We start from the raw sequence: 17,919 nt of genomic DNA on the forward strand, positions 1-17,919 counted from the left end.
GAGAAGAGCGAGCCGCACTTCTCAACCATCCTTCAAGCCACTTGGAAAGAAGAAGCAAGACCGAAATGCCCCTCCCCGAAAATGGGGAGGGGCAACATCGTTACTTGTTGGCAGCGACCGGGCGGACCAGTGCCGTGACGCGGCGGATGGTGACGCGGCGGTTTTCCTGCTCAGGGGCCGACGTGTTGACCTTCAGGTAGCTCTCACCATAGCCCTGCGTCGCCAGATTCTCCGGCGCGATGCCGTAGACGTCGGAGAGCACGTTGGCGACCGATTCCGCCCGCTGGTCGGAGAGGATCAGGTTGCTCTGGTCAGAGCCGACGGCATCGGTATGACCTTCGATCAGGAAGGTTTCGCTCGGATCCTTCTCGAGCACCTGGCTGATCGCGTCGGCGACCTTGCGCAAGGTGCGCGCCTGGGTCATCGGGATATCGGCACTGCCGGTCGCGAAGGTGATCGTGTCGAGATCGATGCGACGCACCTTGTCGCGGATACGAGCCGAATACTTCACCTCATCCAGCGAATAGACGCGCTCGACCGGCTCGACGGGCGGCTCGCTCAGGAACTCGTAATAGTCCCGGTTCGGGTCGCTGCGGGTGTCGATGATGTAGTCGCTGAGCGGCACACGCAGCCGCATCGGCGGCAGGTCGGCGCCCGGATCCTCGAAATAGTCGCGGTCCGGATCGTCATAGAGATCCTGCGAATAATAGAGCACGTTCTCGCGTCCGCGGGCATCGACGCGCGACCGCTGGATGATGTCGCCGTAGCGGTTGCGGATCGTCACGATGCGATAGCCTTCCGGCCGCGTGATCGTCTCGCGGTAGCGGTCGCCGGACAGCTCTTCGTAGCTCGGCCGTTCGCCGTCGCGCAGGAAGCGCCTGTCATCGTCGCCGCGCACGATCGTCCTGTTGTCGTACTGGATGATCACACGGCTGTCGTCGCTCCCACGGTCGTCGAAGCGCGCGCCGTCGGGACGGACGAATCGTGGCCGCTCGTCGAGCTTCCTGCCCTTCTCGCGCGTCACCGCCTCGAGTTTGACTGGCGCCGGCGCCTTGCCGCCGGTGGCGGCCTGTGCATCGGCATCCGAGGTCGGCACTTTCACCTCCTGGCTGTCGGCGCGCTGCCTGTCGCGGTCGCGGCGGCCTTCCCGGCCCTTGCTACGGTCGGCATCCTTGTCACTGTCGAGCACCGCCGCACCGTTCTCCACGGGCAGCACGACGGTCTCGCTGCTCTTGGCCGGATCTGCGGCGATCTTCTTGCGACGCTCCAGCTCCTCGGGCGAAGCCTTTTCCGGCGCCGGAATAGCCTGCTCCGCCTGCTGGCCGCCGCTGGCATCCGGCAGCGGCTGGGCAGTGTCAGTCGTGGGCGCAGTCGGCTGTGCGCCGGCGGGCTGCTCACCGGCGGGCTTTGCCGCCGTGCCGCCCTTGGGCTTTTCGACGGGGGCAGCTTCCGGTGCCGCCGCCTCGTCCTCGGTCGCCTTGCCTTCGGTTGCCTTGCCTTCGGTTGCGTTGTCTGTGGGTGCTTTGTCTGCTGGTGCTGCAGTCTCACCCTTTGCCGGCTTTTTCTCGGCCGGCGCCTCGGCGGCGGGTTTTGCCTCAGGCGTGGCTTCGGGTTTGGTCGATTCCGCAGTCGGCTTCACGGCTTCGGGAGCGGCAGGCTGAGCTTCTTTTTCAGCCTTGCCCTTGCCTTTATCCCGGCCCTGGGCCTTGTCCTGTCCTTTATCCCGTTTGCCGCCTTCCGGCTTGGCTTCGGGCTGTGCCTGCTCCGCTTCCGGCTGAGCTTCCTTTGCTGCCGGCTGCTGTTCGGGTTCGGCCTGCTGCGCCTCCGTCTTCTTCGGCTTTTTCGGCTTTTCCTGGGTTACCGGCTGCTCGGCCTCGGGCTTTGCCTCGGGCTGCGCTTCCGATTTGGCTTTCCGCTCGGGCTTGTTTTCCGGCTGCTGAGCAGGCTCTTCTTTCGGCGCTGCTTCGGCCTTGGGCGCCTCCGGCTCTGCCTTGGGTTCAGGCGCCGGAGCTTCCTTGCGCTCAGCCTTCGGCTTTTCCGCGGGCGCTTCCTGCTGCGCCGGCTTCTCGGCGGCGGGCGCCTGTTCGGCCGGAGCTTCCTCCTTCTCCTTGCGCTTCTTCTTCAGCAACTCCTCTTCGGAAGGCGCATCTTGCGCCACCTCGAAGCTGCCCTGCTCGGCCTGCCGCACGGGCGAAGCCTGCGTCGCGATGTCGCGCACGGCCGCCATCGCCGCTGCCGGCTGCAAAGCCAGCGAAAGAGAAAGCAACGGAAAAGCCGCGCTTGCGAACAATCTTGATTTCATGCCCATCGGGTTTCCTCGATCCTGTTTGAGCTTCTTGAGGCCGCCAGGCCCTGGTTCCGCCCCTAGCTTCGCATTGAGGCGAAACGGCGGAATGGCAATTGCCGAGCCGCCGATTTGTTCCGGTTCTAAGAAGTTGGGGATTAACCTCGCGTGAATGTTGCAGTCTGCCGGCGTTCATCTCACCTGCTATTTGCACTGCACAATTGCGATGGGATTTGTGTTGCAATTCCATGAAAAAAAGTCTGATTATCGCCGCAAGGCGGTCTCAGCACCGTTGAACTGCGGCCGTCAGCCCAACAGAAATAAGGAGCGACGGCTACCAACAGAGAGGATCCTCATGCTTAATTCTACCCGTATTTTCGCGGCAGCCTCGATCGCGGCGATTTCCCTTTTTGCCGGATCGGCCATGGCCGATGGCGAGAAATATGTGATCGGCACCGATTCGACCTATCCGCCCTTCGAATTCGTCGATGCCAGCGGCACCATCCAAGGCTTCGACATCGACATCACCAAGGCGCTCTGTGCCGAGATGAAGGCTGAATGCACCTTCGTCAGCACCGACTGGGATGGCATCATCCCGGCGCTCAACGCCAAGAAGTTCGACATGATCGTCTCCTCCATGTCGATCACGCCGGAGCGTCTGAAGCTCGTCGACTTCTCAAACAAGTACTACAACACCCCGCCGGCCATTGCCGTGCCGAAGGATTCGACGATATCGGACGTCGCCGGCCTCAAGGGCAAGGTGATCGGCGCGCAGACCTCCACGACACACGCCAACTATGCCGAGAAGCATCTCGCCGACACCGAGCTCAAGCTCTATCCGACCGCTGACGAATACAAGCTCGACGTTGCCAGTGGCCGTGTCGACGCCGTCATCGACGACGTCGTCGTTCTCTCCGAATGGGTCAAGTCCGACGCCGGCGCTTGCTGCAAGATCCTGACGACCCTGCCGGTCGACAAGGAAATCAATGGCAACGGCGCAGGCATTGCTATCCGCCAGGGCGATCCGCTCAGGGAAAAGCTGAACACGGCGATCGCCGCGATCCGCGCCAGCGGTGAATACAAGAAGATCCAGGACAAGTACTTCGACTTCGACGTTTACGGCCAATAAGAAATTCGTTATCTGGCCGACGAAGGTAATGGCGGAAGGCTTGCTCTTCCGCCATTTTTGTTTGACAAGGATTGCAAGATTAAAACGGCAAAAGCCGTGAGGGGAATTCTCGCATGGGCGGATTATTTTCCGCGCTGAGCTCCTTCTGGAGCTGGATTGTGCACATATTCGATCCGCTGTGCGGACCCGTTGGCATCTTCACCTGGTTAGGTCAGTCGACGATCCTTGCCTGTGGCGATACCGGCTGGGGCGACGAGATTGCGCTTGGCCTGCAGGTCACCATTTCGGTGGCGATCGTCACCCTGCCGATCGGCCTCGCCATCGGCTTCCTGGTGGCGCTCGGCCAGCAGTCGGAGGAAAAGCCGCTGCGGCTGGCGGCTGGTATCTACACCACGATCTTCCGCGGCCTGCCGGAGCTTTTGACGCTCTTCATCATCTATTACGGCATGCAGATGCTGATCCAGTCTCTGCTGACCTTCGTCGGTTACAACGGACCGCCGATCGAGATCAACGCCTTCCTCGCCGGCGTCATCGCGCTTTCGGTCGTCTTCTCCGCCTACTGTTCGGAAGTGCTGCTCTCGGCCTTCCGCGCCATTCCCAAGGGACAATATGAGGCGGGCGACGCGCTGGGGCTGCATCGCGGCCGCACGCTGCGCCTCATCGTCCTGCCGCAGCTCGTGCGCATCGCGCTGCCGGGACTGACGAACCTCTGGATGGTCCTCCTGAAGGACACCTCCTACGTCTCGATCATCAGTCTTGCCGATATCCTGCGCCAGACGAGTGTCGCCGTACGCGTGACCAAGGAACCCTTCTTTTTCTATGGTCTAGCCTGCTGCCTCTATCTGGTGCTCGCCATCCTCTCCTCCTTTCTGCTCGTCTATGTCGAGCGCTGGGCCAAGCGTTCGGAGATCCGCCGATGAGCTACGCCAAAACACTGATCCCGCCGCAGCCCGCACCCCGGGAAGTGATGAAGCCGATGACACCGGCGCGCATGGCCGGCTATATCCTCGTCGCTCTCTGGGCTCTGCTTGGGGTGCTCCTGGTGATCTCCATCATCAATGGCTGGGATCCGGAAAAATTCACCCGCTACGGGCCGCGTTATCTCCATGGCCTCTGGATAACGCTGAGCCTCGTTTTCATTTCCGTTATCTGCGGCGCCATCCTGTCGCTGCCGCTTGCCGTGGCGCGCATGTCAAAGAACCGGGTGCTGAATGCGCTGGCCTACGGCTACATCTATTTCTTCCGCGGCACGCCGCTGCTTGCCCAGCTGTTCCTGGTCTATTACGGCCTCGGCATATTCCGGCCGCAGCTTGAGGCCGTCGGCATCTGGTGGTTCTTCCGCGAAGCCTGGTATTGCGGCCTCTTTGCCATGACCATCAATACCGCGGCCTACCAGGCGGAAATCCTGCGGGGCGCCATCGAAAGCGTGTCGCATGGCCAGCACGAGGCGGCCGCCGCACTCGGCATCCACAAGTTCATCGCCTTCCGCAAGATCATCCTGCCGCAGGCTCTCATCGTCGCACTTCGCCCTTATGGCAACGAAATCATCCTGCTGATCAAGGGCTCGGCGGTCGTCGCCATCATCACCGTACTCGACCTGATGGGCGAAACCCGTTACGCCTTCTCCCGCACTTTCGACTATCAGACCTATCTCTGGGCGGCGATCTTCTACCTCACCATCGTCGAGGCTTTACGCCATCTCTGGGCCTGGTTCGAGCGCCGCCTGACCCGGCATCTCAAGCGCTAAGCCTTTGGCAGCACTCTCCGGACGATGCTGCCAAACCATTGATATTAAAAATAAATTGCCCTTTTACGAAGTATCTGTAAAGCTTCCGTTAACCACTCGCATGTTTCCATATCATGCAGCGCTAATAAGCGCGCGAGTGGGAACAAGAAGAAGCGGAATACGATGCATAAGGACATGGAAAAACAACTGAAGGGCTATGGTCTGACGACCGCCCAGATCCTCTATCGCCTGCCGGACCACCCGGTGATTCTACAAACCTATGTCTGGCAGGATTACGACCTCGCCCCCGATTTTCCCGAAATGCGCGGCTTCCTGAAATTCTGGGAAGAGAAGCTCGATGGGCCGCTGCATTCGGTGCGGTACATCCACCGCAAGCTGATCTCGGCAACCGAGTGGCGGGCACTGAAGGGCGAATTTATCCTGCACTGATCGGGTCTGCAGCATGATGCCGAAAAGTGTGAACGGCTTTTCGCAGAACATCATACTCACCGTATCAGACATGTGCTTCGCCACGGCCGAATTCGCCTTCGTCGCGATCCGGGCGCAGGGCGAAACCGAGCATGCCGACATAGAAGGCGATGACGACTGCAATGACCGCAAGGCCGGGAACCGGCCCGAGCACGGCATTGTCGATGACATAGGCCCACGACTGCGCCTGCAGCGCCGGCATTCCCTCCGTCTGCAGTTTCGGCGTCGAGATCTTCAGGCACCAGGCGAGCAACAGGATGAAATACATCCAGCCGTAATTGCGTTTGAGCCGGCGGTGCATCGCCTCTTGATAGCTGAGCAGAAAGCGCGGCTTGCGCAGGCTGCTGGCGACCACCGCCGCCCATTCGCTGCCGGCATTGGCGTCGGGCGCCAGAATCTGTGCGAAATAGCAGCGCTCGATCTGGCGAATGCGAGCGCGATAGATATCGAAAAAGCGGTAGCGCCGCGCCTCGATCATCAAAAGCAGCGTCACCAGCATCATCCCGAACAACAGCACCCCGTGATGCGAGTTCGGCGTCGAGAGCGACACCGAGAGGAGTGCTGCGACCACGGTGATCGCCCAGTTGGACGTCCGGTCGATGCGGTCGCGCCAGCTGGTCATCCGCCCGAGTTCACCGCGGTAATAATGGCTGAGCGTGTTGGTGACCTCGTTTGGTGTCGTAGGTAGCAGCAATGCCCGGCCGGCCTCTCCTTCCGTCGCGGATAATGTCCGTTCTGGCTCCGTTTTCATGGTCTTTCCTCCCTGGGTCTTCTTTTCGGCCATTCTGCGCCCGCAATCGCGCCATTGCAAAACATCGAAAGCCGTCTTAGACGCATGCCTGAAACAAAAGGACGATGGACTGTAATGGCAAAGAAGATCGACGAAGATGCCCTTGGCGAGGCCTACAACCGCGCGCTGGAGCTGGAAAAGGCCGGAGATGTCGATGCGGCCGTTGCAGCCTATGAGGAAGTCCTGGCACTCGATCCCGACGATCACGGCGGTGCGGCCGTACGCATCGCCGCGATGGGCCGCGGCGAAACGCCGGTCAAGGCGCCCGACGCCTATGTCGAGACCTTGTTCGACCAGCATGCCGAGGTTTTCGAAGACGTGCTCGTCGAGCAACTCGGCTATCACGTGCCAATGCTGGTGCGCCAGCGCCTGCAGGCTTTAACGCTCGGACCGTTCAAGCGGTTGCTCGATCTCGGCTGCGGCACGGGCCTCACAGGCGGCGCGTTGCGCGACCTCTGCGCCGACATGACCGGCATCGACATATCGGAGAAGATGGTCGAGATCGCCCATGAGAAGGATCTCTACGAGACGCTCTTCGTCGCCGAGGTCGAGGATTTCCTCGACGACAACGACGAGGAAGCCTTCGACATCATCGCCGCCACCGACGTGCTGCCCTATCTCGGCGCGCTCGAACCGCTGTTCTTCGGCGCCTCCGAGAACCTGATGCCGGGCGGATTGTTCATCTTCTCCTCGGAAACCCTGCCTGAGGAAATTCTCGCCGGCCGCGCCTATATGGTCGGCCCGCACCAGCGCTTCGCTCATGCCGACGCCTATGTCAGAGAACGCCTGACGGCCACCGGTTTCGAACTCGTCGAGATATCGGATATCAACGTGCGCATGGAAGAAGGCCGGCCCACACCAGGCCATTTGGTGATCGCCCGGTATAATGGCTGACGCCAACACGTGATCGATCGGCCGACGGAATACTTGCGCGGTTGGCGAAGTATCTGTTGCGAAATGTGCCACGACCTGATAGTTAGTCGATCGGTAAAGTTTATCGCAACGATAGGAAAGGTCGCCGCATGTCGCTCGTGCTCTATGGGCATCCGCTTGCCTCTTTCTGCCACAAAGTGCTGATCGCGCTTTATGAAAACGGCACTCCCTTCGAGAATCGCATCGTCGATCTTTCCGACGAAAGCTCGCGCGCCGATTTCTTTCGCTTCTGGCCGATCGGCAAGATGCCGCTGCTGCGGGACGAGGCGCGTGACAGCACCATTCCCGAGACATCGATCATCATCGAATATCTCGAACAATATTATCCCGGCCACGTTCGCCTGCTGCCGCTGGAGATCGACCGGGCGCTGCAGGTTCGCCTCTGGGACCGTTTTTTCGACCACTATGTCCAGGCGCCGATGCAGACCATCGTCAGCAATCGCCGGCGCCCCGACGGCACGGCGGACGAGATCGAGGTGGCCGCCGCCAGGGCTACACTCACGACCGCCTATGCGATGATCGAAAAGCAGCTCGCCGACAAGCAATGGATATCAGGTGACGGCTTCACCATGGCCGATTGCGCCGCCGCCCCCGCGCTTTTCTATGCCGAGACGCTGATCCCCTTCACTCCGGAACAGCCGAACCTTCGCGCATATTACGATCGGCTGCTGGCGCGCCCGTCCTTTGCAAGGGCGCTGGAAGAGGCCCGCCCCTTCTTCAAGTTCTACCCCTACAAAGAGAGGCTGCCGGCCCGCTTCCGGGATGCGGCGGGATGATCGAAAGCCAGGCGAATCTCGACCGTATGTTCCATGCGCTTTCCGACCGCAGCCGCCGCGGCATGATCGACCGCCTCGGCCGTGGCCCGGCCTCCGTCACCGAACTGGCCGCGCCGCTCGCGGTTGCCCTACCGACGGTGATGAAACATCTGCAGGTGCTGGAAGAGAGCGGTCTCGTTCTCTCCGAAAAATCAGGCCGGGTGCGAACCTACCGCCTGCAGCAGGACGCGTTTGCCGCCGTCGAGCGCTGGGTGGAACAGCGGAAGATCCAATTGACGACCACCTTCGACAGGCTGGACCACTTTCTCGCCAATGAAACGGAGACCCTTCCCGAATGACGACACGATCCGCCGAACACGCCACTCTCGTCATCGAACGCCACCTCAAGGCGCCGATTTCGCGCGCCTTCCGCGCCTGGTCAACACCGGAATCCAAACGGCAATGGTTCGCCTGCCATGGCGAGTGGGTGCCGCTGGACTATGGGCTCGATTTCCGCCCCGGCGGCACGGAAAGGAACTACGTCGCCGATACTGACGGCCTCCTGCACGCCTATGACGCCCATTATATCGATATCGTGCCCGATGCCCGCATCATCTATGCCTATGAGATGAAGCTTGGGGAAAGCCGCATCTCCGCGTCTCTCACAACCGTTGCCTTCGAAGCCGCACCCGGCGGCACGAAAATGGTCTTCACCGAACAGGTGGTCTTCCTCGACGGCTACGCCGATAACGGTGCCCGCCTCCAGGGCACCGAGATCGGCCTCGACAATCTGGAACTCTTCCTCGAGCGCGAAGAAAGCCCGATCCACTGATCGCATGGCGCGCAAAACTGAATCGTCTCGCATGAATCAGGTTTGACGCGATGCGTTTCAGGCGAAATAAGCCAAGCCTCAAGCGTTGCTTGGTTTCTTCCGCGAGCCGGCAGGACGAGCCGCGGCCCGCTTTGAAGTGTTGAGTGTGACAGCACCGCGAATGAGCGCCTTCAACGCCTCCTCGTCAACCTCATCGCCTTCGTGGAAATCGATGGCGCGCCTGGTATTGCCGTCAAGGCTGGAGTTGAAGAGGCTTGAAGGGTCCTCCAGCGAGGCGCCCTTGGCGAAGGTCAGTTTCACCACGCTCTTGTAGGTCTCGCCGGTGCAGATGATCCCGGCGTGCTCCCACACCGGAACGCCTCTCCACTTCCATTCCTCGACCACGTCGGGCTCGGCCTGCCTGATGAGAGTTCGGACCCGAGCGAGCATCTCGCCGCGCCAATCGCTCAACTCCTCGATTCTCGCATCGATCAAACGAGAAGGAGAGTCTCCGTCCTTCTCTTCGCTGGAACCGCTCTTCTTCAGGGTTGCCGTGGCTTTCTTCATCGATATCTCCCCTTCATCCCCTAAATGCCGATGGCCTAAGCGCCGTGCGTCTTTTCGGACGCACAAAGGACGCTCTAACGCTTAAATCTACGCGTCCGCTCACATTCGTTCGCCGGGCAATTGGCTTGCCTGTTCCACCCAGGCGGCGAGCTGGGCCTCGTCGAGTCGGTCTTCCTCATGAATGTGGAAGTAACGCACATCCTTTTGTTTGGACTCGCCGGGCGGAACGGGACTGAGCGACGTGCCGCGGAAGAAAGCAACCTTGATGTATTTTGCGAAGCAATGGACACCGAGAAACCAGCCCTGCCCTTCCATGCCATAAAGGGGCGAGTTCCATTTGACAGCCTTGTGCGAATCGGGAACGGTACGGGTGATGAGCGCGTCGAGACGGCGCCCGACGTCGCTTTTCCAGCCCGGCATGGCGGCGATGTAGGCTTGCACGGAAGCGTCGCCGTAACCCTTGGCGATCTGAGGGTTGCCGCCCGAGAGAAGGGTCGGCTCCGCGGTATCAGGCTTGGCGGCTGTCTTCTTCGTGACCTTTGCCGCGGTCTTGGATGTCTTCCCGGACATTGCCTTCACTCCTACCCTCCGCTGCGTCCCGCGCCGCGCCACCTGGTGGCGTATGGCAGCGCGAACAAGTAGAGACCGGTGAGCAGGAGCAAGGTCAGCGGCAGCAGCGCCATGAGACCTACCCAGACCGACGATTTCTCCTGCACCATCGCGATGATATTAATTATGACGGCCAGCGTAAAGGCAATGGACAGCCAACGGTGGATCTGCCGAAGCCAGTTATTCCAATTCAAGGGAACCTCCTGCGAAAACAAGCGAAGCGGATGGCGTGATCCGTTTTGGCAGCGGCCTCACTCGATCCGCGTCAGGACCTGCTCGAGATTTGCGAAGAACTGCTGCCAACCGCTTTTGGCGCCCCCGTAAGCCTGCCGCTGATCCGGCCGGAAGCCCGACTGCTCCATGCGTAGCTGCGTGCCCGCGCCCGTGGGCGTGAGAGTCCAGGTGACGACACTTTCGAGATCATAGGCAGCCCAGGTGTAAGACAGGGTTTTATTCGGCTCGACTTCCACGACCTGACAGTCGACGGAGCCCCAATCCGCGCTCAGCTTGAAACGGTGATCCACGATCGGCACGAAGTCGTTCTTCATCAGCCAGTCCGCGATCAGATGTGGCTGGGTGAGCGCGCGCCAGATCTTTTCCGGCGGAAAAGGGATCTCTCGTTCGACGATGACGGAACGGGTTTTGTTTGAAATTTCGGTCATTGGTCCATCCTTTTCAATAGATCTTCCAGCTGGTCGAACCGGTTTTGCCAAAAGCCCGCCATCTCGCTTGTCCAGTCGACCAGCGGCGCCAGCGCACCGAGCTGGGCGCTATAGTGAGTCTGGCGACCTTCATGGCGGTCGCGCACCAAACCGGCCTGCTTCAGGATTCCGAGATGTTTCGAGACGACCGGTTGCGAGACCCCGGCCCGAGCCGTCAGAGCCCCGACCGTCTTCTCTCCTTCGCGGCACAGCCGTTCGAAAAGAGCCCTCCGGGTCGGATCGGCGAGCGTTCTGAAGAGCACGTCCTGGGTGTCCGACATCTACAATCCATACCTCGTTGGCTATGGATTAACGTATAGCCACGGAGGTATGAGTGAGTCAAGCTGAACGTAAAACAACTTGAGGAAAATAGTATTACTGAATTTGGTGCCGGTGGCAGCGCGCGTGGCAGAGATCGGGTGAATCTCACATACCCAAGCGGCTATACATTTTCGCCATTGGGCATGCATGCTCGCGCGGACACGCCTCGCCTATGCCGAGGTCATTCAGCGTTGCAAATAGCCTTGGGATCAATGGCCGCCGTCGGTGCCGAGAATCCCGGCAAGCAGCCGGCCTTCCAGCTCGGCGAGGCCAGGATGGCCGTGCCGGCGCGGACGCGGATAGGGAATGGGAAGATCGAGTGCGATCCGCCCCTCGTCGAGCACGATGACCCGGTCGGCGAGATGCACCGCCTCGCTGACATCATGCGTGACGAGCACTGCGGTGAAGCCGAGTTCGCGCCAGACACGGTTGATGAGTTCCTGCATGCTGATCCGCGTCAGCGCATCGAGTGCGCCGAGCGGTTCGTCGAGCGCCAGCACGCCCGGCCGGCTCACCAGCGCCCGCGCCAGCGCCACGCGCTGCCGTTGCCCGCCGGAAAGCCGCGCCGGCCATTCCCCGGTCTTTTCGCCAAGCTGGACTTCGGCAAGCACGGCGTCGGCCGCCTTCAGCGCCGCCCGCCTGTCGATGCCGTCACCCAGCCCAACCACCACATTGTCGGCAACACTGAGCCAGGGCAGCAGCCGCGGCTCCTGAAAGACGATGCGCGCGTTCGGGCTCGCCTGCGCGCCGCCGGCATCCTCGAAATGCAGTTCGCCGGCAGACGGCTCGTCGAGTCCCATCAGGATGCGCAGCAGCGTGCTCTTCCCGCAGCCGCTCTTGCCGATCACCGCGACGAACTGGCCTGCCGGAATATGCAGGTTGATGCCGCGCAGCACGCGGTTGGCCCCAAAACTCTTTTCAAGGCCGGTCAGGCTGATCGCCGCGGGCGCACTACGGCCCACTGCCGGCGCGTTTGCGCGTGCATAAGCTGGCTCTTCGGCGACGGCGTGAAAATGCTCGTGTGCGATCGATGTCATGGCGTCTCTCCTATTTCTGATAGACCGGGTTCCAGGCGAGCAGCCGCCTCTCCAGCATCCGGGCGATGACATCGGCAAGCTTGCCGAGCACGGCATAGATGACGAGAGCGAGCACGACGACGTCAGTCATCATGAATTCGCGGGCATTGTTGGCCATGTGGCCGATGCCTGACGATGCAGCGATCGATTCCGATACGATCAGCGTCAGCCACATGATGCCGAGCGCATATCTGAGGCCGACGAAGATCGACGGCAGCGCGCCTGGAAAGATCACCTTGCGGAACAGCGTCCAATTGCCCATGCCATAGACCTTACCCATCTCGATCAGGTCGCGATCGACATTGCGCACCCCGTGATAGGTATTGAGATAAACCGGGAAGAGCACGCCGAGCGAGGTGAGAAACAGCTTCGATTCCTCGCCGATTCCGAACCACAGGATGACAAGCGGGATCATCGCCAGATGCGGAATGGTACGTAGCATCTGCAGCGTCGTATCCGTCAACTGCTCGGAAATGCGCGACACTCCGTTGGCGATACCAAGCAGGAAGCCGATCGAACCGCCGACGAGAAGGCCGGCAAAGGCGCGGCCGGCGCTCACCAGCACGTCGTTCGGCAACTGGCCGGAAACCGTCGTTGACCAGAAGGCGAGGCCGACATCGGCCGGCGACGGCATGATGCGCGATGAGATCCAGCCGGCCGAGGAGGCAAGCTGCCACAACGCCACGATCGCCACCGGCACCAGATAGGGGGTCAGCTTGTCCAGGCCAGGCAGCGGCAGGCGCAAACCCGCCTTCCCGTCCTTTTCGGAAGCGACCGACCGTACGAACGGAGTATCGAAAGTCGACATGCATTGTCCTCGCGCTTATCGGGAGCAGGATACCGCAAGCCCTAAGCGGCTTGCGGCGGTGTCACGCTCTACGTCTTCGTTCGAGATCAGGAACCGGAGACGACTTTCAGATTGCCGCCATGGCTGCCGCCTGCGAAGACCTGCTTTCGGCCGAACTCGTTGTTGAAGCCCAGGCGCTGCTGCTCGCGGGTGATGCCGAGTTCGGGGAAAAGCAGTTCAGCGACGCGATAGGCCTCTTCCAGATGCGGATAGCCGGAGCCGATCACCGTATCGATGCCGATCTCCTGATACTCGCGAAGGCGCGCGGCCACCGTCTTCGGCGAGCCGACCAGCGCCGTGCCCGCACCGGCGCGCACCAGGCCGACACCCGCCCAGAGGTTCGGCGAGACTTCGAGCTTGTCGCGCCGGCCGCCATGAAGGGCGGCCATACGCTTCTGGCCGACCGAGTCGGACTCCTGGACGAAGCGCTCCTGTGCCTCGCGGATCGTATCGTCGTCGAGATGGCGGATCAGCCGCTCGGCTGCCTCCCATGCCTCATCATCGGTTTCGCGCACGATGAAGTGCAGGCGGATGCCGAAGCTCACCTCGCGGCCGCGTTCGCCGGCAGCTTTGCGCACCTTGGTGATCTTCTCGGCAACCTGTGCCGGCGGCTCGCCCCAGGTCAGGTACTTGTCGACGCGGCCGACGGAGAAATCGATACCGGCATCCGACGAGCCGCCGAAATAGAGCGGCGGGCGCGGGTTCTGCACCGAGGGGAAGCCGAGGCGCGCATTGGTCGCCTTGATATATTTGCCGTCGAAGCTTGCCGTTCCCTTTTCCAGCAGTTCCTCGAAGACGGTGAAGAACTCTTCGGCATGGGCATAGCGCTCGTCATGCTCAAGATGGATGCCATCGCCGGCAAGCTCCGCCGGGCTCCCGCCGACGACGATGTTGAGCAGCAGCCGGCCGTTGGAAATGCGGTCGAGCGTCGTCGCAAGACGCGCGTAGTAGGCAGGCGATGCCGTGCCGGGGCGGATCGCCACCAGGAACTGCAGCTTCTCGGTCTTGGCGGCAAGGGCTGCGGCGGTCACGAAGGATTCCTCGCAGGCGACCCCGGTCGGCAGCAGCACACCGGAATAGCCAAGCCGGTCGACGGCCTGGGCAATCTGCGTGAGATAACCGATCTCTGGCGCACGGTTGAGCTCGGAGGAGCCGAGATAGGTGCCGTCACCCGATGTCGGGATGAACCAGAGAAAATTGATAGGCTCGGATGTGCCGGTATGGGAGGTGGTGGTCATGGAAGACGGTCCTTTAGCTGCGAAATTCGAAATCAACTCGCGTGGTCGAGATGGCCCCTGGCAAGCGGCAAAACGCAGACTGCCCACTTGGCGCCGCCGCCGCGCGAATGCTTGGGAGGATCGCGGTGGCGGCGGAGGCGGTAAGAAGGCCGGCTGTCCGTCTATGCGCGAGCATCTCAAATATCCCTTTCGATCGGATGGCGGCTGGCCGACGCCTTTCGGTGTCCGCGTCGATCGTCAGGATACTGACATAGACTACCAATTAGATCGACAATATCAATTTGCTATTATAATCCGTTTTGGAGAATATTTTTCCGGTTTAGCGGCATGAAGACCCTCTCCATGCCGCCTCGCTGAAATCTTAGCCCTGGCCGGAAGTCAGCTCGCCTTCGGACGCCAGACGATATCGCCGGTCACCAGCTTCTTCGGCAGGATGCCGAGCCCGTAGAACTCGTCTGCGAGTGCCTGCTGATAGGCGGCGGCGGCATCGGTGATGGTCGAGACGCTGCCGAGATCAGCGTCCTTGCGCGTCAATGTCACGCGCGTCACGTCAGCCGGCACGCCGGTAATTTCGGAAAGCTCCTTCACCGTTTCGTCGAGATTGCTCTGTGCCGACTTACCGACCTTGGCAAGCTCATCGATCACGTCGACGACCACTTGCCCATTGGCATCGGTGAAATCGCGATTGGCGAGGAAGAAACTGTAGGAATCGACGATGCCTTCAGCGGTCGTGAGGATACGTGTCTCCGGATCGGCTTCGGCAATCGCCAGATAAGGATCCCAGATCGACCAGGCGTCGATGCTGCCATTCTTGAAAGCGGCGGCAGCATCCGGCGGCGAAAGATCGAGTTGCTCGACATCTTCGGGCTTCAGGCCTGCCTTGCGCAGAACCTTGACGGTTACATTATGCGCGCTGGAGCCGCGCTTGAAAGCGACCTTTTTACCCTTGAGGTCTTCAAGCGTCTTGATGGACGAATCCTTGCGCACGAGGATGGCAGAGGCTGCCGGGCTACCCTTGTAAAGACCGACATAATAAAGCTGTCCGCCGGCCGCCTGGGCAAAAAGCGGCGGCACATCGCCGGTCGCGCCGAAATCGAGCGCGCCGGCGCCCAATGCTTCGAGAAGCGGCGGGCCGGAGCTGAATTCCGACCAGCTGACGGTGATGCCGCGATCGGCAAGCCGCTTTTCAAGCGCGCTGCGACGCTTGGCGAGCGCCAGCACGCCGTTCTTCTGCCAGCCGATGCGGAATTCGCTGGCGGCTGCGTGTGCCGGCCTGACAGCCGGCAGGATTGCCGTGGCCGCGGCTGCTGCGAAAAGCCCGAGCGTTTGTCGACGTGAAATCATGACTTTCCCCTTTTTTGATGGTACCGGGCCTGTTTTCGGCTGGTCGACCTGTCAGTGATAGATGCCATGATGATTAAATCTATAATTTAGATCGACAATTTTATTTGCGAGATTCGGCCTTTGCTGAAATTTTGCGGCCTGGAAATCGCCGTTAAGCGGAATTTTTTCGCGCGCCCCTTATGCCGGCTACTATCCCGGCTCACTCCCGACCTTCGGCGGCCAACCGCTCGCGGATGAAGGTCGGACCGCCGGCAAGACGCTTCGCAAGCAGGCTTGCGGGATCGACCATGCGCCAATAGGGCGTGACGGTCGAAACCGGCTCGCCTTTCTCCAGCGCGCCGAAGGACTGCTCAGCGATCGCACGCAGATGCCGCTGCACAGTCACCGGGCAACAGGCGTCCGCCCCGTATTGCGCGGCGAGATAGCGGCGGAGAACACCGACGTCTGTTAGGATACCTTCCGGTGCCGATCGTATCTGCTCTGCGACCATCTCTTGCGATGGAATGAGCATCGCCTGCATTCCGTTGCGGCCTTTGTGCCGCGGCTTGATCGTCGGAATTTCGCTCATGTCTGCCCCGGAACATAATGCCTTCCCTCCAATCTAGGGCTCGTCCGAAGGGCCGCCAGCCTCATATGCGTCAATCGGAAGGAAGTCCGCCTTCACGGGCTTTTCTGCTCCCGCCGTTTCGGTTAATCCTCGAACCTGCACTTGAGGAAAAGGATAGGACATATGGCTAAAGTCGCGTTCATCGGTCTCGGCGTCATGGGTTTCCCCATGGCAGGCCATCTGAAGACGAAGGGCGGCCACGATGTTACCGTCTACAACCGTAACGCCGAAAAAGCCGCTGCCTGGGCCGAGAAATTCTCCGGCAAATCCGCCCCCACCCCGGCCGAGGCCGCGGCCGGTGCCGATTTCGTCTTCGTCTGCGTCGGCAATGACGAAGATCTCCGATCGGTGACATTGGGCGAGAACGGTGCCCTGCACGGCATGAAGCCAGGTTCGGTGCTGATCGACAACACCACCGCCAGCGCTGAAGTTGCCCGCGAACTTTATGCCGCGGCAAAGGAAAAAGGTGTCGATTTCATCGACGCTCCCGTCTCCGGCGGCCAGGCCGGCGCTGAAAACGGCGTCCTGACCGTCATGTGCGGTGGCGATGAGGCCGTCTTCGAACGCGCCAGACCTGTCATCGACGCCTATGCCCGCATGGTTGGTTTGATGGGACCGGCAGGCTCGGGCCAGTTGACCAAGATGGTCAACCAGATCTGCATCGCCGGCCTCGTCCAGGGACTTGCCGAGGCGCTGCATTTCGGCAAGCGTGCTGGCCTCGATATCGAAAAGGTGGTCGAGGTGATTTCCAAGGGAGCAGCCGGCTCCTGGCAGATGGAAAACCGCCACAAGACCATGAACGCAGGCAAATATGATTTCGGTTTCGCGGTCGACTGGATGCGCAAGGATCTCGGCATCGTGCTCACCGAAGCCCGCCGCAACGGCGCCAAGCTGCCGGTCACCGCCGTCGTCGACCAGTTCTACGGCGACGTGCAGGCAATGGGCGGCAATCGCTGGGACACATCCTCGCTACTCGCCCGCCTCGAAAAATGATCCGCCCCTCCTCCGATGCGGCCGAGTTGATCGCGCATCTCGAAACGCTGCGCTCGGAGGAGAATGTTGCCGGCATGGTGCGCTTCGGCATCGTCACCGGTCGCGCCCTCGGTATCTCCAATCCCGATATCAGGGCGGTCGCCAGACTGGCGAAGAAGGATCACGGCAGGGCAATGCAGCTATGGCGAAGCGATATCCGCGAAGCCCGCCTGCTCGCCCTCTACACAGCCGAGCCGAAGCGGTTGACGACGGAAGAAGCCCGAAATTGGGCCGATGATTTCAACTCCTGGGAGATCGTCGATTGCGCCGCCGATCTCTTCGTCGAGGCCCGGCTGGACGAGCTCATCTCAGACTTCGCTGCCGACGAGCGCGAATTTATCAGGCGCACCGCCTTCGCCATGATTGCCGGTGCCGCGGTTCACTTGAAGAAGGAACCTGATGCGACCATCCTCGCTTGGTTGCCGCTGATCGAAGCCCATGCCGGCGACCCGCGAAACTTCGTGCGCAAGGCAGTCAACTGGGCGCTGCGCAACATCGGCAAGCGCAATCTCGCCTGCCAGGCGCCGGCGCTGACGCTCGCAAAGGCCCTAGCGGAAAGCCCTGACAAAACCGCCCGCTGGATCGGCAAGGATGCCGTCACGGAGCTGGCCGGCGAAAAACTGTTGGCACGGTTGAGATAAGGCGAATGCCGGCTCGAAT

23 protein-coding genes are annotated in these 17,919 nt (G+C 61.1%); 11 read left to right on the forward strand and 12 right to left on the reverse strand.

Features of this window, described 5'->3' with window-relative positions:
* Positions 1-100: 100 nt before the first annotated feature.
* Positions 101-2,308, reverse strand: a complete 2,208-nt coding sequence (locus tag RLCC275e_RS11600) for an OmpA family protein (RefSeq protein ID WP_033182291.1) — start codon at positions 2,306-2,308, stop codon at positions 101-103.
* 331 nt (positions 2,309-2,639) lie between these two features.
* On the opposite strand from RLCC275e_RS11600, the gene RLCC275e_RS11605 reads away from it, so the two are divergent.
* The 4 genes from RLCC275e_RS11605 (at position 2,640) to RLCC275e_RS11620 (ending at position 5,589) form a co-directional block, all read left to right on the forward strand.
* Positions 2,640-3,413 (forward strand): transporter substrate-binding domain-containing protein, encoded by a 774-nt coding sequence (locus RLCC275e_RS11605; RefSeq protein WP_033182290.1) that lies wholly within the window; start codon positions 2,640-2,642, stop codon positions 3,411-3,413.
* Between the two features lie 113 nt (positions 3,414-3,526).
* Positions 3,527-4,333, forward strand: coding sequence for an ABC transporter permease (locus RLCC275e_RS11610; RefSeq protein WP_033182289.1), 807 nt, complete (start codon positions 3,527-3,529; stop codon positions 4,331-4,333).
* Complete coding sequence (locus RLCC275e_RS11615) at positions 4,330-5,160, forward strand: ABC transporter permease (RefSeq protein ID WP_003560029.1); 831 nt, start codon at positions 4,330-4,332, stop codon at positions 5,158-5,160. The genes RLCC275e_RS11610 and RLCC275e_RS11615 overlap by 4 nt, the downstream gene beginning before the upstream one ends.
* A gap of 162 nt (positions 5,161-5,322) precedes the next feature.
* The gene (locus RLCC275e_RS11620; protein WP_003540344.1) at positions 5,323-5,589 is read left to right on the forward strand and encodes an usg protein; all 267 of its coding nucleotides are present in this window, start codon (positions 5,323-5,325) and stop codon (positions 5,587-5,589) included.
* A gap of 64 nt (positions 5,590-5,653) precedes the next feature.
* Here RLCC275e_RS11620 and RLCC275e_RS11625 read toward each other — a convergent pair whose 3' ends face one another.
* A complete protein-coding gene (locus tag RLCC275e_RS11625) occupies positions 5,654-6,379 on the reverse strand; it encodes a DUF2270 domain-containing protein (protein WP_033182288.1) in 726 nt (241 codons plus the stop codon).
* 114 nt (positions 6,380-6,493) lie between these two features.
* Between RLCC275e_RS11625 and RLCC275e_RS11630 the strand changes: the two genes are divergently transcribed.
* From RLCC275e_RS11630 to RLCC275e_RS11645, 4 genes are all read left to right on the forward strand, one after another.
* Entirely contained in the window at positions 6,494-7,312 is an 819-nt protein-coding gene (locus RLCC275e_RS11630; protein ID WP_033182287.1) for a class I SAM-dependent DNA methyltransferase, read from the forward strand.
* 128 nt (positions 7,313-7,440) lie between these two features.
* Entirely contained in the window at positions 7,441-8,127 is a 687-nt protein-coding gene (locus tag RLCC275e_RS11635) for a glutathione S-transferase family protein (protein WP_033182286.1), read from the forward strand.
* A complete protein-coding gene (locus RLCC275e_RS11640; RefSeq protein ID WP_033182285.1) occupies positions 8,124-8,465 on the forward strand; it encodes an ArsR/SmtB family transcription factor in 342 nt (113 codons plus the stop codon). The genes RLCC275e_RS11635 and RLCC275e_RS11640 overlap by 4 nt, the downstream gene beginning before the upstream one ends.
* The gene (locus tag RLCC275e_RS11645) at positions 8,462-8,938 is read left to right on the forward strand and encodes an SRPBCC family protein (RefSeq protein WP_033182284.1); all 477 of its coding nucleotides are present in this window, start codon (positions 8,462-8,464) and stop codon (positions 8,936-8,938) included. The genes RLCC275e_RS11640 and RLCC275e_RS11645 overlap by 4 nt, the downstream gene beginning before the upstream one ends.
* A gap of 78 nt (positions 8,939-9,016) precedes the next feature.
* Here RLCC275e_RS11645 and RLCC275e_RS11650 read toward each other — a convergent pair whose 3' ends face one another.
* The 8 genes from RLCC275e_RS11650 to ssuD all read right to left on the reverse strand — a co-directional run bounded on the left by RLCC275e_RS11650 (position 9,017) and on the right by ssuD (position 14,276).
* Positions 9,017-9,484 (reverse strand): DUF1801 domain-containing protein, encoded by a 468-nt coding sequence (locus RLCC275e_RS11650; RefSeq protein WP_033182283.1) that lies wholly within the window; start codon positions 9,482-9,484, stop codon positions 9,017-9,019.
* A gap of 99 nt (positions 9,485-9,583) precedes the next feature.
* On the reverse strand, positions 9,584-10,054 hold the full coding sequence (locus RLCC275e_RS11655; RefSeq protein ID WP_033182446.1) for a DUF1801 domain-containing protein: 471 nt from the start codon (positions 10,052-10,054) through the stop codon (positions 9,584-9,586).
* 11 nt (positions 10,055-10,065) lie between these two features.
* The gene (locus RLCC275e_RS11660; RefSeq protein WP_003560044.1) at positions 10,066-10,287 is read right to left on the reverse strand and encodes a hypothetical protein; all 222 of its coding nucleotides are present in this window, start codon (positions 10,285-10,287) and stop codon (positions 10,066-10,068) included.
* Positions 10,288-10,344: 57 nt separating this feature from the next.
* The gene (locus tag RLCC275e_RS11665; protein ID WP_033182282.1) at positions 10,345-10,755 is read right to left on the reverse strand and encodes an SRPBCC family protein; all 411 of its coding nucleotides are present in this window, start codon (positions 10,753-10,755) and stop codon (positions 10,345-10,347) included.
* The gene (locus tag RLCC275e_RS11670) at positions 10,752-11,075 is read right to left on the reverse strand and encodes an ArsR/SmtB family transcription factor (RefSeq protein WP_003540367.1); all 324 of its coding nucleotides are present in this window, start codon (positions 11,073-11,075) and stop codon (positions 10,752-10,754) included. The genes RLCC275e_RS11665 and RLCC275e_RS11670 overlap by 4 nt, the downstream gene beginning before the upstream one ends.
* A 249-nt stretch (positions 11,076-11,324) precedes the next feature.
* Positions 11,325-12,152 carry an ABC transporter ATP-binding protein gene (locus RLCC275e_RS11675; RefSeq protein WP_033182281.1) on the reverse strand — a complete coding sequence of 276 codons (828 nt, stop codon included), beginning with the start codon at positions 12,150-12,152 and terminating at the stop codon, positions 11,325-11,327.
* Positions 12,153-12,162: 10 nt separating this feature from the next.
* Positions 12,163-12,999, reverse strand: a complete 837-nt coding sequence (ssuC, locus tag RLCC275e_RS11680; protein WP_033182280.1) for an aliphatic sulfonate ABC transporter permease SsuC — start codon at positions 12,997-12,999, stop codon at positions 12,163-12,165.
* Positions 13,000-13,085: 86 nt separating this feature from the next.
* Entirely contained in the window at positions 13,086-14,276 is a 1,191-nt protein-coding gene (gene ssuD, locus RLCC275e_RS11685) for an FMNH2-dependent alkanesulfonate monooxygenase (protein WP_027684401.1), read from the reverse strand.
* Between ssuD and RLCC275e_RS34250 the strand changes: the two genes are divergently transcribed.
* Entirely contained in the window at positions 14,275-14,607 is a 333-nt protein-coding gene (locus RLCC275e_RS34250; RefSeq protein ID WP_245483469.1) for a hypothetical protein, read from the forward strand. The genes ssuD and RLCC275e_RS34250 overlap by 2 nt on opposite strands.
* 47 nt (positions 14,608-14,654) lie before the next feature.
* Here the strand turns inward: RLCC275e_RS34250 and RLCC275e_RS11695 are convergent, their stop codons facing one another.
* Both RLCC275e_RS11695 and RLCC275e_RS11700 read right to left on the reverse strand, forming a co-directional pair.
* Positions 14,655-15,620 carry an aliphatic sulfonate ABC transporter substrate-binding protein gene (locus RLCC275e_RS11695; RefSeq protein WP_033182279.1) on the reverse strand — a complete coding sequence of 322 codons (966 nt, stop codon included), beginning with the start codon at positions 15,618-15,620 and terminating at the stop codon, positions 14,655-14,657.
* 199 nt (positions 15,621-15,819) lie between these two features.
* Complete coding sequence (locus RLCC275e_RS11700) at positions 15,820-16,188, reverse strand: hypothetical protein (RefSeq protein ID WP_033182278.1); 369 nt, start codon at positions 16,186-16,188, stop codon at positions 15,820-15,822.
* A gap of 162 nt (positions 16,189-16,350) precedes the next feature.
* On the opposite strand from RLCC275e_RS11700, the gene RLCC275e_RS11705 reads away from it, so the two are divergent.
* Together RLCC275e_RS11705 and RLCC275e_RS11710 are read left to right on the forward strand one after the other, a co-directional pair.
* Positions 16,351-17,220 (forward strand): NAD(P)-dependent oxidoreductase, encoded by an 870-nt coding sequence (locus RLCC275e_RS11705; RefSeq protein WP_033182277.1) that lies wholly within the window; start codon positions 16,351-16,353, stop codon positions 17,218-17,220.
* Positions 17,217-17,900 carry a DNA alkylation repair protein gene (locus RLCC275e_RS11710; protein ID WP_033182276.1) on the forward strand — a complete coding sequence of 228 codons (684 nt, stop codon included), beginning with the start codon at positions 17,217-17,219 and terminating at the stop codon, positions 17,898-17,900. Before RLCC275e_RS11705 ends, RLCC275e_RS11710 begins: the two co-directional genes overlap by 4 nt.
* Positions 17,901-17,919 lie beyond the last annotated feature (19 nt).

Origin of the sequence: Rhizobium brockwellii, from assembly GCF_000769405.2 — a bacterium.
Taxonomy (GTDB): domain Bacteria; phylum Pseudomonadota; class Alphaproteobacteria; order Rhizobiales; family Rhizobiaceae; genus Rhizobium; species Rhizobium brockwellii.

Excerpts from the sequence above, each read along its gene's own strand:
- RLCC275e_RS11600 (WP_033182291.1), bottom strand. The coding sequence starts at position 2,308 with ATGGGCATGAAATCAAGATTGTTCGCAAGCGCGGCTTTTCCGTTGCTT.
- RLCC275e_RS11605 (WP_033182290.1), top strand. The coding sequence starts at position 2,640 with ATGCTTAATTCTACCCGTATTTTCGCGGCAGCCTCGATCGCGGCGATT.
- RLCC275e_RS11610 (WP_033182289.1), top strand. The coding sequence starts at position 3,527 with ATGGGCGGATTATTTTCCGCGCTGAGCTCCTTCTGGAGCTGGATTGTG.
- RLCC275e_RS11615 (WP_003560029.1), top strand. The coding sequence starts at position 4,330 with ATGAGCTACGCCAAAACACTGATCCCGCCGCAGCCCGCACCCCGGGAA.
- RLCC275e_RS11620 (WP_003540344.1), top strand. The coding sequence starts at position 5,323 with ATGCATAAGGACATGGAAAAACAACTGAAGGGCTATGGTCTGACGACC.
- RLCC275e_RS11625 (WP_033182288.1), bottom strand. The coding sequence starts at position 6,379 with ATGAAAACGGAGCCAGAACGGACATTATCCGCGACGGAAGGAGAGGCC.
- RLCC275e_RS11630 (WP_033182287.1), top strand. The coding sequence starts at position 6,494 with ATGGCAAAGAAGATCGACGAAGATGCCCTTGGCGAGGCCTACAACCGC.
- RLCC275e_RS11635 (WP_033182286.1), top strand. The coding sequence starts at position 7,441 with ATGTCGCTCGTGCTCTATGGGCATCCGCTTGCCTCTTTCTGCCACAAA.
- RLCC275e_RS11640 (WP_033182285.1), top strand. The coding sequence starts at position 8,124 with ATGATCGAAAGCCAGGCGAATCTCGACCGTATGTTCCATGCGCTTTCC.
- RLCC275e_RS11645 (WP_033182284.1), top strand. The coding sequence starts at position 8,462 with ATGACGACACGATCCGCCGAACACGCCACTCTCGTCATCGAACGCCAC.
- RLCC275e_RS11650 (WP_033182283.1), bottom strand. The coding sequence starts at position 9,484 with ATGAAGAAAGCCACGGCAACCCTGAAGAAGAGCGGTTCCAGCGAAGAG.
- RLCC275e_RS11655 (WP_033182446.1), bottom strand. The coding sequence starts at position 10,054 with ATGTCCGGGAAGACATCCAAGACCGCGGCAAAGGTCACGAAGAAGACA.
- RLCC275e_RS11665 (WP_033182282.1), bottom strand. The coding sequence starts at position 10,755 with ATGACCGAAATTTCAAACAAAACCCGTTCCGTCATCGTCGAACGAGAG.
- RLCC275e_RS11670 (WP_003540367.1), bottom strand. The coding sequence starts at position 11,075 with ATGTCGGACACCCAGGACGTGCTCTTCAGAACGCTCGCCGATCCGACC.
- RLCC275e_RS11675 (WP_033182281.1), bottom strand. The coding sequence starts at position 12,152 with ATGACATCGATCGCACACGAGCATTTTCACGCCGTCGCCGAAGAGCCA.
- ssuC (WP_033182280.1), bottom strand. The coding sequence starts at position 12,999 with ATGTCGACTTTCGATACTCCGTTCGTACGGTCGGTCGCTTCCGAAAAG.
- RLCC275e_RS34250 (WP_245483469.1), top strand. The coding sequence starts at position 14,275 with ATGGAAGACGGTCCTTTAGCTGCGAAATTCGAAATCAACTCGCGTGGT.
- ssuD (WP_027684401.1), bottom strand. The coding sequence starts at position 14,276 with ATGACCACCACCTCCCATACCGGCACATCCGAGCCTATCAATTTTCTC.
- RLCC275e_RS11695 (WP_033182279.1), bottom strand. The coding sequence starts at position 15,620 with ATGATTTCACGTCGACAAACGCTCGGGCTTTTCGCAGCAGCCGCGGCC.
- RLCC275e_RS11700 (WP_033182278.1), bottom strand. The coding sequence starts at position 16,188 with ATGAGCGAAATTCCGACGATCAAGCCGCGGCACAAAGGCCGCAACGGA.
- RLCC275e_RS11705 (WP_033182277.1), top strand. The coding sequence starts at position 16,351 with ATGGCTAAAGTCGCGTTCATCGGTCTCGGCGTCATGGGTTTCCCCATG.
- RLCC275e_RS11710 (WP_033182276.1), top strand. The coding sequence starts at position 17,217 with ATGATCCGCCCCTCCTCCGATGCGGCCGAGTTGATCGCGCATCTCGAA.